Origin of the sequence: Phytobacter sp. V91, assembly GCF_965644225.1 — a bacterium.
Taxonomy (GTDB): domain Bacteria; phylum Pseudomonadota; class Gammaproteobacteria; order Enterobacterales; family Enterobacteriaceae; genus CBFFRJ01.
Genome location: NZ_CBFFRJ010000052.1, coordinates 23,254 through 33,707, shown reverse-complemented (window position 1 = coordinate 33,707; position 10,454 = coordinate 23,254). Strand labels below are relative to the sequence as shown.

At 48.1% G+C, this 10,454-nt stretch carries 14 protein-coding genes; 3 read left to right on the top strand and 11 right to left on the bottom strand.

Going from position 1 to position 10,454, the window contains the following annotated elements:
• Positions 1 to 568: 568 nt before the first annotated feature.
• Together ACSZO4_RS12685 and ACSZO4_RS12680 are read left to right on the top strand one after the other, a co-directional pair.
• Complete coding sequence (locus ACSZO4_RS12685; RefSeq protein WP_437889333.1) at positions 569 to 1,594, top strand: DGQHR domain-containing protein; 1,026 nt, start codon at positions 569 to 571, stop codon at positions 1,592 to 1,594.
• A complete protein-coding gene (locus ACSZO4_RS12680) occupies positions 1,594 to 2,358 on the top strand; it encodes a hypothetical protein (RefSeq protein ID WP_437889332.1) in 765 nt (254 codons plus the stop codon). The genes ACSZO4_RS12685 and ACSZO4_RS12680 overlap by 1 nt, the downstream gene beginning before the upstream one ends.
• 147 nt (positions 2,359 to 2,505) lie before the next feature.
• Here the strand turns inward: ACSZO4_RS12680 and ACSZO4_RS12675 are convergent, their stop codons facing one another.
• The 11 genes from ACSZO4_RS12675 to ACSZO4_RS12625 are packed head-to-tail and all read right to left on the bottom strand — an operon-like array spanning position 2,506 to position 9,252.
• Positions 2,506 to 4,356, bottom strand: coding sequence for a DNA cytosine methyltransferase (locus ACSZO4_RS12675; RefSeq protein ID WP_437889331.1), 1,851 nt, complete (start codon positions 4,354 to 4,356; stop codon positions 2,506 to 2,508).
• Positions 4,353 to 4,613 (bottom strand): hypothetical protein, encoded by a 261-nt coding sequence (locus ACSZO4_RS12670; RefSeq protein ID WP_437889330.1) that lies wholly within the window; start codon positions 4,611 to 4,613, stop codon positions 4,353 to 4,355. Before ACSZO4_RS12670 ends, ACSZO4_RS12675 begins: the two co-directional genes overlap by 4 nt.
• Positions 4,610 to 5,092: a class I SAM-dependent methyltransferase gene (locus tag ACSZO4_RS12665; RefSeq protein WP_437889329.1), complete on the bottom strand. Its 483-nt coding sequence runs from the start codon at positions 5,090 to 5,092 to the stop codon at positions 4,610 to 4,612. The genes ACSZO4_RS12670 and ACSZO4_RS12665 overlap by 4 nt, the downstream gene beginning before the upstream one ends.
• A complete protein-coding gene (locus ACSZO4_RS12660; RefSeq protein WP_437889328.1) occupies positions 5,089 to 5,697 on the bottom strand; it encodes a hypothetical protein in 609 nt (202 codons plus the stop codon). The genes ACSZO4_RS12665 and ACSZO4_RS12660 overlap by 4 nt, the downstream gene beginning before the upstream one ends.
• Positions 5,694 to 5,888, bottom strand: coding sequence for a hypothetical protein (locus ACSZO4_RS12655; protein WP_437889327.1), 195 nt, complete (start codon positions 5,886 to 5,888; stop codon positions 5,694 to 5,696). Before ACSZO4_RS12655 ends, ACSZO4_RS12660 begins: the two co-directional genes overlap by 4 nt.
• Positions 5,885 to 6,196 (bottom strand): hypothetical protein, encoded by a 312-nt coding sequence (locus ACSZO4_RS12650; RefSeq protein ID WP_437889326.1) that lies wholly within the window; start codon positions 6,194 to 6,196, stop codon positions 5,885 to 5,887. Before ACSZO4_RS12650 ends, ACSZO4_RS12655 begins: the two co-directional genes overlap by 4 nt.
• Positions 6,190 to 6,630, bottom strand: a complete 441-nt coding sequence (locus tag ACSZO4_RS12645) for a PerC family transcriptional regulator (RefSeq protein WP_437889325.1) — start codon at positions 6,628 to 6,630, stop codon at positions 6,190 to 6,192. The genes ACSZO4_RS12650 and ACSZO4_RS12645 overlap by 7 nt, the downstream gene beginning before the upstream one ends.
• Before the next feature lie 19 nt (positions 6,631 to 6,649).
• Positions 6,650 to 7,390: an ATP-binding protein gene (locus tag ACSZO4_RS12640; RefSeq protein ID WP_437889324.1), complete on the bottom strand. Its 741-nt coding sequence runs from the start codon at positions 7,388 to 7,390 to the stop codon at positions 6,650 to 6,652.
• Positions 7,391 to 7,392: 2 nt separating this feature from the next.
• Complete coding sequence (locus tag ACSZO4_RS12635; RefSeq protein ID WP_437889323.1) at positions 7,393 to 8,412, bottom strand: DUF1376 domain-containing protein; 1,020 nt, start codon at positions 8,410 to 8,412, stop codon at positions 7,393 to 7,395.
• Between the two features lie 55 nt (positions 8,413 to 8,467).
• A complete protein-coding gene (locus ACSZO4_RS12630) occupies positions 8,468 to 9,022 on the bottom strand; it encodes a toxin YdaT family protein (protein WP_437889322.1) in 555 nt (184 codons plus the stop codon).
• Positions 9,023 to 9,024: 2 nt separating this feature from the next.
• A complete protein-coding gene (locus ACSZO4_RS12625) occupies positions 9,025 to 9,252 on the bottom strand; it encodes a transcriptional regulator (RefSeq protein ID WP_437889321.1) in 228 nt (75 codons plus the stop codon).
• Positions 9,253 to 9,382: 130 nt separating this feature from the next.
• Between ACSZO4_RS12625 and ACSZO4_RS12620 the strand changes: the two genes are divergently transcribed.
• Entirely contained in the window at positions 9,383 to 9,739 is a 357-nt protein-coding gene (locus ACSZO4_RS12620; RefSeq protein WP_437889320.1) for a helix-turn-helix domain-containing protein, read from the top strand.
• The last annotated feature ends 715 nt before the right edge of the window (positions 9,740 to 10,454 follow it).

Sequence of the window (10,454 nt, the reverse complement as noted above, 5' to 3'; positions counted from 1 at the left end):
CAAACTGGGAGTGATGTTCCACTACGGGAAGCTGAATATGGCGTTCTGAGTCTTCCCACCATAATCGGGGAAGACCCTGATATATACAGTATTTTAAAGAGGGATATTAATCAATGCAAAATAAATTAATGATATTTATGAAAATTTTATCCACACCTAAAACTAAGTTTCGTATGAAAGACAGGAGATTTGCGATTAACTGGTTGATTTTACGTAACTCAGCATAACGTATGCATTACGGTGTGTTCAGAATTCATCACTCCTCAACCTGATCGCGCTAAACTGTATCTAAGTCAAAACATCGGATGAGAAACATCAGGGATTACTCATTTTATCAAGCTGTGAATGTTTTAAAGAGCAATAACTTGCATGTTTAGCGGGACATCAAATGCATGCGGAGCTCATTTTTTAAACAATTTATTGCCTTGCCACTGGGTAAAAATGCTATAAAGACTAATTGCGCTGAAATATTCTCTTTACTAACAAATACATATCTGATAATAAACATACTAAAAATGCACCCATATCGACATTACGATTACCTATCTCATAACAAAAAGGTGAGCTTGTGATTATTAATCAGATCATAAAAATTAGTCAAAAGCATAGAGATTTTATACTGACTACTATGTCTGCAAAAACATTGAGTGAGATCACTTATACTGCAGTCAGAGGGGTAGACGATGAAGTCGGGGCAGTTCAACGAATTTTAATTGAAAGAAGAATCAAAGGTATTAAAGAGTTTGTTTTATCTGGGGGGGATTTCCCTGCCGCGATTGTACTTAACTGGACAATTCAAGATAATATTGAAATCAAAGACACATCAATCGAGTTTGAGATGAAATCTCGTTCAGCTCAAATAATTGATGGTCAACACCGAGTTGCTGGAATCAAAGCAGCAATAAAAGAAGACCCATCGTTAGAAGACTTGCAAATACCAGTTGTAATTTATCTGAACTTATCAACAAAAGAATGTGCGGATATATTTTTAGCAATCAACACTGAGCAAAAACCTGCTCCCCGCAGCCTTGTTTATGATCTGTATGGCATAAGTTCAGACACTACTCTCGACCCCGCCTCGTCAAGAGCGAGGGATATTGCGGAATATCTAAACAAAGAGGAATCATCTCCTTATTTCGGAAAAATTAAATTTCCTGGCGAGAAAAGACGCAAAGGGGGTATTGCACTTTCCACTGCTGTAAGCGCGATAAAACCCCTCGTTGAAGAAAAAGCAATTTTTGAGCAAATCGGCATTACTGAATTATCTCTTCAGTTCAAATGTTTCTACAATTACTTTTCAGCTATAGCTAACGAGTATCAAGAGGATTGGGATTCAAACTTCAACGCATTTCAATATGCTGCTGGTTTCAGTGCAGCTTGCGAATTCTATGTTACAAAAATCATCCCCTACTGCACACAAAAAAATTCTTTTGAACAATTAACTATAGAGGAAGTATTGAATATCAGGCAGAATGGATTGATAAAACAAGATGAAGTAAGTAAGAAATCAGGTAAGGAAGCTATAAGAGTAGTTATTGAAAGATTAGATAAATCTTTCGAACCTAAAGTGGAGCAAAAGGAGCTTAGATTCTAATGCACCACGCTCAGGAATGCATAAACCTAAAATTTAATATTAATCAAGTCAATATAGATTCGATTAATAATTGCATCTTAACAGGCCCAATCACTACTGAGCTAGACAAATGCCTTAAAAATGATGCAATTAATTATCTTTACTCTGCTCTCATATCATATGCCGAGGCAATAAAAGGCATTCAAGGAGGTTTTTTTAGCTGGTCCACTGTAAAGCTATATTATTGTGCGTTCTATGCTTTGCGTTCAATACTCTCCTTAGATGGGTGTTGTATATTCTATGTCGGAACAAAGGGCTACTCTATAAAGGTTAGACAGGGTGAGCATCCAGTTAAGGCCAAGGGAACAACACATAAATTAGTAATGTCCCTTTTCAAGAAATACAATGCATCCAGCCCTTTCGTTACGCAAGAAATAGACATGGAGGAACCTTTCGAATGGTTAATGTCACAAAGAGAGCAAGCAAATTACAAAAATGGCCGTTTTAGTGAGCCGGGAAAACCAGCTATTTTTAATAAAGCTTCTGTTGGGCTGCAGATATTAATCAAGGAATATATTCTAGATACGCAACATACTTATTGCTTTGATAGCGATCATGCGATGCTTGCCTTACCATTAGAAATTATCAAAAATGCCATTGACAAATTATCAACCAATACAGATTACAAATTTAGCCAATCTGATGTAAAGTTTTTGAAAGGTCTTCTGAGAATTTCAGGAAATCCAGTGGTTGAATTTCAAGGTTTGATTGATGGGTTAAAGTAATGAAGTTTTTTAGAAGTGTTTGATAGGATACGCTACTAGTATTGCTGCAGACACAATCTCAATTACTTATATGGTCTTTTTCCACACCCTCATGGTTGGCAACAACAGTTTGAGTAATGCCGCTTCACAACGCCATTACTCAACTCTTCAAGCTGCGTTTTCGTTGATACAAAGCTCTAACAAGTTAGCCCTAACCAGTGCCTCTGCGAAATGGGGCGGTACAGCATTGCCGCACCGTGCCACCTGCTTGTCTTTGGCATATTTCACCCCGCGATAATCCCGGTCAATGATGTACCAGTCCGGGAAGCCCTGGGCGCGGTAAAGCTCAGCCGGTTGCAGCATGCGCATGCCAATATCGACAATTCGATAGACTACGCCCCCAATCGTCACGAATTCACTAATACCGTATTCATGCAGGAATTCTGCTACCTGGTCTGCCCGGCGTTCGTCATAATCGTTGGCCGCCAGCAGTGTACGCACCTCACCCACATGCTGACCACCAGCAGTTAACCCCGGCGCTGGCTCGTCGACCACACGCCCGTCTTTGCAGGTGCCGCGCAAAATAACCAGGTGCGACGTAAGCAATGCGTGATGGTCTACCGTCGTCACTGAGTGCGTCGGTTCATCAGCGCCAATTCCCGGACCCGTATAATTACCCCCGTAATGTTTGATCAGGTTCGCGGCCACCAACTGCGATTTACCGCCCCCACCAGCGGTGATTGTTGCGCTCGGCTCGTCAGCACGGTGACCAACACTGTTGCCGAACTGCCGGGCGATTACCGGCGCAACGACACACGCTCGGGATTCTTTCAGAATGGTGTGAGCTGGCTTATCCAGTGGGCGAGGCTTCGCCTGGTATTCACTGCCGCCATTACCAGCCAGGAACGGTGTTAGAGCTGCTTCAACTAAACCAAGGGCATGGCCGTTACCACCCGGGCGTTTTGATGTGTCAGCGGTGACCGTCGGTACCGGTTCGGTGACTGCCTGCCCGGTTGCCCCGGTGCGGAATTTCGTCAGGTGCGGTACCGCCACAGCAAAACCGTGCTTTTTCGTTATCGTCTGCACCGGCTCAGCGAGCGATTGCCCACGGAAACAGTCGTAGCTCGTTTTGGTGCTGGTGTGGTTGCACTTCACGATAAACGGCGTGGCGCTGTTCACGACGAAACGCTCAATGCCCCGCGCAATCCGGCGCATAGTGTTCACCGCCAGCGATTTTTTACGGTCAAAAATCGACGGGCACGGAATACTCCAGTCGATACACTCCGCCGCCGTTCTCCACGGTTTCAACTCACCTGATTTAACCGCGGCTGTTTTCGGATCCCCGTGGGTGGCTTTCGGCCACGCTATGGGCTGCCCATCCCGGCGCATCACCATGAAGAACCGCTTACGGATTGTCGGCGCTCCATAATCACATGCGCGCAACTCACGATACTCAACAGCGTAACCTAGGCCTTTTACCAGTCGTGCGGCATCCTCGCTATCAAGTGAAATATTCAGAAATTCGCAGCATTCGGCCAGAGCCGGATGATTCGCCGGGATTCCGGTTGTCAGCATGCCGACAAATGCCCGGAATGTTTCGCCGACGCGATCTGGATCAGGGCGCATTTCTGCCGCAAGCAGCGGCCCCCACGTTTTAAACTCTTCGACGTTTTCCAGCGTCATCACACGAGGATCAACATCCAGCCCCCAGCGAAGAGTTACCCACGCCAGCCCACGGATTGCTTTCTCGACTGGTTTCGCTCCTTTTGCTTTCGAAAAATGTCTGCAGTCTGGACTGAACCACGCCAGCGCAACGGGGCGTCCAGCTGTTGCTACTTTTGGTTTAACGTCATACACGTTTTCGCAATAGTGCAGCGTGTCCGGGTGGTTGGTGCTATGCATCGCCACGGCGTTCTCGTCGTGGTTGATAGCGATATCCACGCTTCGGCCGGTAGCCAGTTCAATGCCGGTAGACGCCCCACCACCACCAGCAAAATTATCAACAATGATTTCTCTCACGCGTATTTCTCCATGGCATTGGCCAGCGATTTGGCAGCTTCAATGATTGCCGGCACTGGCAAGCGTTCAAGCCACATGCGGTTGATATGAAATTTCAGGCGGCGCTGGTGGTGCGCCGGGAGATCCCCGGCGCGTTCAACTTGTGAGTAGATCAGCGCAACCTCAGCAGGCCAGACAGTCTCGGGAACGTCCACCAGCAGCAGGGATTCCAGCTCGCTGATTCGACCGCAGGCATACTCGAGTAATGCGTCACTCACTCAGCACCTCCCTTTACGAAGATGATCCAGTGGGTTTTGTCATTCTTTCCGGTGCGCTGACCAATGACTGGCTTTACATCTGTCAACGCCAGAATCTGGCTAACTGGGATTTGGGTTTCATTCCATTTGAAGATGAGAACGCCGTGTGCCCGCAGCACTCGAAATGCTTCAGCAAAACCGGCGCGCAGGTCGTCACGCCATGTGTTTTTTTTCAATCGCCCGTACTTTTTACCCATCCAGGAGTTATCACCAACGCGATCAAGGTGTGGCGGGTCGAATACCACAACCGGGAACGATGCATCAGCGAACGGCAGTTCACGGAAGTCAGCGATGACATCCGGGTTGATAACCAGCCGGCGCCCGTCGCAAAGCTCGTGTTCTTCTTTCCGTATGTCAGAGAAAACAGCGCGGGAGTCCTGCTTGTCATACCAGAACATGCGGGAACCGCAGCACATGTCTAAAATCGTCTGCTCTGTCATCGCTCCCCTCCTGCTGCCGGGATTGATGGCGCAACAGCAGCGGCAAGGCGCATCTCTCCGGTTTTCATGCTGAATAGCGCCTTAATAGCTCCCGTCGTAGCGATTGTTTCAACGGAGAGGACATCATTAACGATCGCGTCGATAGCATCAGCAAGGGCTGATTGGTCAGGCATTGATGGCGCTTGGTGGATGTACAGCCAGTAATTCCCCGCAGGCAGGTTCTGGCCTTTTACAGTCCAGGCAACGAGGTGGTCGGGGCAAAACTCATTGCCGATATTGAAAACACCAACAGCATCACCGGGTTTAAAAATGCCATCCACCAGCGGCTTTTGCCTCGCGGACAGAAGTGCCCGCCGTTCGTCCAGCAACACCTTGATGTTCTCCGGTGAGCAAAGGGCAATAAAACGCATGTCGTTATCACCATTGCGACCACTGTCGTGCTTAACGGTCAGGTCACGGTAGCGATCGCTCGATACAGTCAGCCCCAAATTATCGTCAAAGTGCCGTGGGCCGGGTGTGGCCAGTGACAGAGCATATTCCAACTGGTTGGCGATAATCTCAGCTGCCGTTTTTGGTGCTCGAATCTGTTCGTTGGTCAGGATCATGCTGCATCACCTTCGGTTTTTGATGGTTGAACGAAAACCGCACGAGATGGCGACCAGTCGCAGTACGCATCAGTTTCGGTGTGCCCGTAAATTGCCTTGCAGCGACGGATATGGGCGCAGTCGCCGCAAGTCTTACCCTTCGGAAGTTGCATTTTGTCGGGGTCTGCCGGGTTGTAATTCAGCTCACTCATTTCTGCGCACTCCCGATAATTTTGTGAATCTGGTATCCCTGCCAGTTTTCCCGGCAAACCTGCGCGACGGGTTTAACTACGCGTACCACCGGCGCTGGTTTAATCCGCTTTTCCCAGCCAAAAATCAGGCAGTATTCCGGTTGGCGTTTTTTCCCAACATTCCGGGCGATACCTGCCATGGCCAGGCGCTTTAGACGGTCGTAAGCCTCTTTGATGTCGCAGGCCAACAGCCGCCGAACCTGACGCGGTGATACCGTTTTTTGGGCAGCCATAAAGTCAACGATTGCCTGTTGCTTGGGTTTCAGCATGCTGCCGCCCTCCGGGTTCGGGCTTTTCTCAAACACCGAGTGCGCAACTTTGCTATGTCCCAAATTTCGGCACCGTTGCAGCAGATGCGCATAATCTCGGTGTACCTGGTGGCGGCTCTGCGCCAGAGGCCGACTTGTTCCAGCCCCCGTGCCTCTTCAAGCGCCGCCGCCAACAGCGCGGGATCCGCTTTTTGTTCTGGCTGCGGCAATTCGATATCTGGAATGTCTGCGCCCGGCGCCACGGTGTATTCGTAATGTGTGCCGTTATATTTGCGGGTCAAAATGCCCCGCTCCATCAGCGTAATCAGCTGCGCGCCAGCTGAACCGGCCTCGGCGTTAAATGCGTCGCAAACATTTGGCGCAGTACACCCGGGGTTTTTGCTGACAAATACAGCCAGGCGATCGTATTGGGTAATTCGTTTTTTACTGGTCATTGGTCAAAACTCGTATTGGTTATTTCACAAGCCGCAAATGGGTCACGTTTTTGCGGTAACTCCCCCAGGTAAAATTCACCCAGATTCCGTTATCCATGGTCAGACGGTCCATTACCCGTTCGCCCAGGGTTTTCGATAATTCGTCAAAATTCAGGTTGGTCAGCACCCCCACAGGTTTCATTGCCGCCAAGCGGCGATCGATAATTTGATTGAGCAATACCCACTCGTTACGGGTTTCACGCTGAACACCGACTTCATCCAGCACCAACAGATCTACTTTGCAAAGGTCGTCCAAAAGTGCAGATTCGGACTGGCCCTCGTCGTAGCATTTGCGTGTGCGCAGCATAAGATCGGGCACAGTCACGACCAGAACGGTGTGATTGCGTTGCAACAGGAAGTTACCCACTGCGGCCGCCAGGTGATTTTTCCCGGTACCGCAACCGCCGCTGAAAACGAAGCTGGCGAAACCACTGCCGAAGTTCTGCGCATAACTTTTCGCGAGTGACAGCGCGTGCTTTTGCCCGTCGTTGTTCACCTGATAATTCGCGAACGTGCAATTGCGGTGCAGATCGCAAATACCGGACCGACCAAAAATCTTCTCTGAGCGTGCGCGCTGATTTTCCTTTTCTAGTTCAGCAGCTCGCTTACGGCCCTCTTCCTGTTGCCAGGCCATTAGCTCTGCGGCGCTGGTAAATTTCGGCTGAATACCAGCCGGAATCAGTCGCTGGAGACGGCCCAGAATGTCGCTTGTTGATTTCATCGTTACCCCCTAAATCCCGGCGGGATCGCCGTGTCGGGTGTTGAAATGCCAAAAGCTGGCTGGCGGCGCGAGGTCTGCGTCGGGGCTGCTGTTTTGGCGCGTGAAGTTTTCAGGCTGGCAGCGAAAGTCTGTTCCCACTGAATGTGGTGTTTAACCTTCCCTTCGCATTTCCAGTAGTCTCGAAATTGCTGCAACTCAACTGCGGTATATCCAGGTTGATCTCCGAGATTGATCCCCCACTGCGCCGCCTGACCTACAAATTCAGCGCTGGGTAACCAGTCGTCAGCGATCGGAAATTTTCCGAGTGGTGGGAAAAATTCGTTTTGCTCGCGTATATCTCTCTCTGGGTTTTCTTTTAGATCTGTATCTGGATCTGTATTTGTAGTAGCCGTAGGTGTACTACCGTAGTTATCTACGTAACTACGCGTAGCATCTACCGTCGTTAATTCACCTGCTACAACTGCCAAAATGACCGCTTTTACACACTCACTTTCAACAAACCATTCACCTTCTACCCGATATTGGTCAAAGGCAGCGTGTATAGAGGTTTCCGACTTTTCTACGGTCTTTATCGTAGCTACTACGGTCAATTCACTACCGTAGTTCCTACGTAGTTCAGACAAGCGGGCCCATGGGTTTTTTGAATAGCCAATCTTTATCAGCCCCGAGGCCGGGTTTTTAATGAAGTAGACATACCCATTAAATCCTTTGAGAGGATCCCCGCCTGGTAATTTTTTCCCACGGGGCGAAGTAACGACTGTTTCGATATCACGCTCAATGCGCAAATGAACCCAGCTTTCACCATCGTCCTCAAAGAACTCTTTAAGAACTGCTTCCAACTCAATCCAGCGAGCCTCAGAAACGCGCGCGATTTTCGCCAGACGATTTTTTGGTATAGATCTCCCCGTTTGCCAGTAATTGAACATGAGGAGAAGATATGCACCATGCTCCTCCGTGGACAAATGCATGGTGTCCGCCAGGTAATCAGCAATGTAAAGTTGCATGTAAGGCAGCGCGGCCATGGTTACTCCTGATGCCCGGTTGCCCGGACGTAATGGTCATTGGTCAAAACTCGTTTCAAAAACACTGCGGCGCCAGGGTGCTGAGCAGCGCCAGCGCTGGCTCTGATATTTCTTTCGGGAGCATCGCGTAAAGCGACGTGGCAGCTTCCCAAATCTCTTTTTCCAGACGTTGCAGGGGCGCGCCATGCAACTTTGCCTGGTGCGCCTCAGCGCATTCTTTGATCGCCGCGGCCACCAGTTCCGCTTCAGTCTTGCCAGAACGCAGACCGTAGGCGCGCGCTATTTCAATTGGCATTACTGCAGAAATGGCCGGGGCCAGCTGCATGACATAGCGGTTGTATTTCTCGGATCCGTTTTCGTTACGCAGGTAGCGAAACAGGTTCATTTTGTTGACCGTGATCCCCCTGCCGCCAGTGCGCTGCCATTCCTCATCCACCAGCCGCGCTATCTTTTCCTGCGCTTGGCCCGGCAAGGTTTTTTCCCATTCGCTGACAGCGGTGTTGATCGCCATGCGTTTCAGATTGTCCCGGCGGCGTGGCTCAATCTGATTTTTCGATTTCAGAGAAACGGGGGCACGTTGATTAAGCTGGTTTAAGCCAATGGTTTGCATACTTATGCCTCGTGCTTTGCCAAGCCATCCGTTGGATTTGGGTAAAGATCTGGACGTAGTTCGTGGGGGGTTACGCCTGTTTTTTCGTAAATTGCACGTACACGGTTAGGGGGAACGTTTCCGTTATAGCGCGTTTTCCAACGGCTGACGGACATTGGCTTGATTCCCAACATCTGTGCCAATTTAGATGCATTTCCAGCTATCTCGATGGCTTTATTTAAACCTTTCACTTTCTATCTCCAGTTAGAGGGGTTAACCAAATTAAGCCAAAGACTTAATAAAAAGTCAAGTCACTGGCGAATTACATAGTTTAAGCAAAAGACTTATGATTTCACGATCACATAAACCAGAAGAGCAACCATGACACTCGTAGAGCGCCTATCAGAGCTAAACAATCGCGGCATAACCAAGTCAGATATGGCGCGCATAGCCAATGTCACTCCTCAATCTGTTAATGGCTGGTTTAAAAAAGGCGTAATCAGTAAAAAATCTGCAATCGCGGTAGCCGAAGCTGCAGGGGTATCAGTTGCATGGCTTCTCGGTGAGGATGTTGAGGAAGGTTCTGGGTTGGGAGACGATGAGATGAAGTTGCTGAATTTATATAGACAACTCCCTGAATCAGAACGTCAGAAGATGATAGACACCTTTGAATTACGGCTCAAAGAGATAGACGAGTACGTAGAAAAATACCTGCGTGGGCGGTTCAAGAAAGAATAAAAGATGAAAGGCCAGAGTAGCTGGCTTGTTACTCTGGCCTTAGTTACGTTTCAAACTTATTTAATAAATTCGATCAGTCGCAAAAATGCGACAATGAACTCTAATACTGCGATAAACGCCGAAATCAGATTATTCATCCGTTGCCCTTAAATTAGGGCGCAGTTCGTCAATACCTTACCTTTACACTACCTGTCAGTATGACGCGCCATTCACCAAGAACGACAGCCCACACACCTTGGCCCAGGCATCACTAAGTGCCACCTTAATGACCAGGATTTGATCCAACAATATCAATTTGACCAGCACCCACCGACCAAGATGGGCACCCTCTTGCGAGGTAGAGTTTTGACCAATGACCAAAAGATTTGTGGTTCAGAGACCAAGATATTGAGCTTCTTAGTTGAGCAATTTTCTCATAATTTTCAACAACCAAGAACTGTGTATTTATACATATTATTGAATTTGAAAAATCTTCGTTGTACGCTAAAAGCTCACCAAGAACGACAGTTCAAGATGGTCTAACTGAAAGCCAATCAGTCTGCACCGTCAAAGCCCACCCAAGCGTGGGCTTTGTTTTTATTAATCACACCTCTTTTTTAATCACCTTTTCTCGCATCTGCACGCCATCATTTAAGCCTATGACTTAATAATTTCAAAGCCATAGACTTGACATAAACCTAAGCTGATGGCTTAATAAATTTCATCAACAACGCAA

What these genes read in the sequence shown, in the direction of transcription:
- ACSZO4_RS12645 (WP_437889325.1), bottom strand. Translation starts at nt 6,630, where the DNA reads ATGACCAGTAAAAAACGAATTACCCAATACGATCGCCTGGCTGTATTT.
- ACSZO4_RS12665 (WP_437889329.1), bottom strand. Translation starts at nt 5,092, where the DNA reads ATGACAGAGCAGACGATTTTAGACATGTGCTGCGGTTCCCGCATGTTC.
- ACSZO4_RS12635 (WP_437889323.1), bottom strand. Translation starts at nt 8,412, where the DNA reads ATGGCCGCGCTGCCTTACATGCAACTTTACATTGCTGATTACCTGGCG.
- ACSZO4_RS12680 (WP_437889332.1), top strand. Translation starts at nt 1,594, where the DNA reads ATGCACCACGCTCAGGAATGCATAAACCTAAAATTTAATATTAATCAA.
- ACSZO4_RS12655 (WP_437889327.1), bottom strand. Translation starts at nt 5,888, where the DNA reads ATGAGTGAGCTGAATTACAACCCGGCAGACCCCGACAAAATGCAACTT.
- ACSZO4_RS12640 (WP_437889324.1), bottom strand. Translation starts at nt 7,390, where the DNA reads ATGAAATCAACAAGCGACATTCTGGGCCGTCTCCAGCGACTGATTCCG.
- ACSZO4_RS12660 (WP_437889328.1), bottom strand. Translation starts at nt 5,697, where the DNA reads ATGATCCTGACCAACGAACAGATTCGAGCACCAAAAACGGCAGCTGAG.
- ACSZO4_RS12650 (WP_437889326.1), bottom strand. Translation starts at nt 6,196, where the DNA reads ATGCTGAAACCCAAGCAACAGGCAATCGTTGACTTTATGGCTGCCCAA.
- ACSZO4_RS12630 (WP_437889322.1), bottom strand. Translation starts at nt 9,022, where the DNA reads ATGCAAACCATTGGCTTAAACCAGCTTAATCAACGTGCCCCCGTTTCT.
- ACSZO4_RS12620 (WP_437889320.1), top strand. Translation starts at nt 9,383, where the DNA reads ATGACACTCGTAGAGCGCCTATCAGAGCTAAACAATCGCGGCATAACC.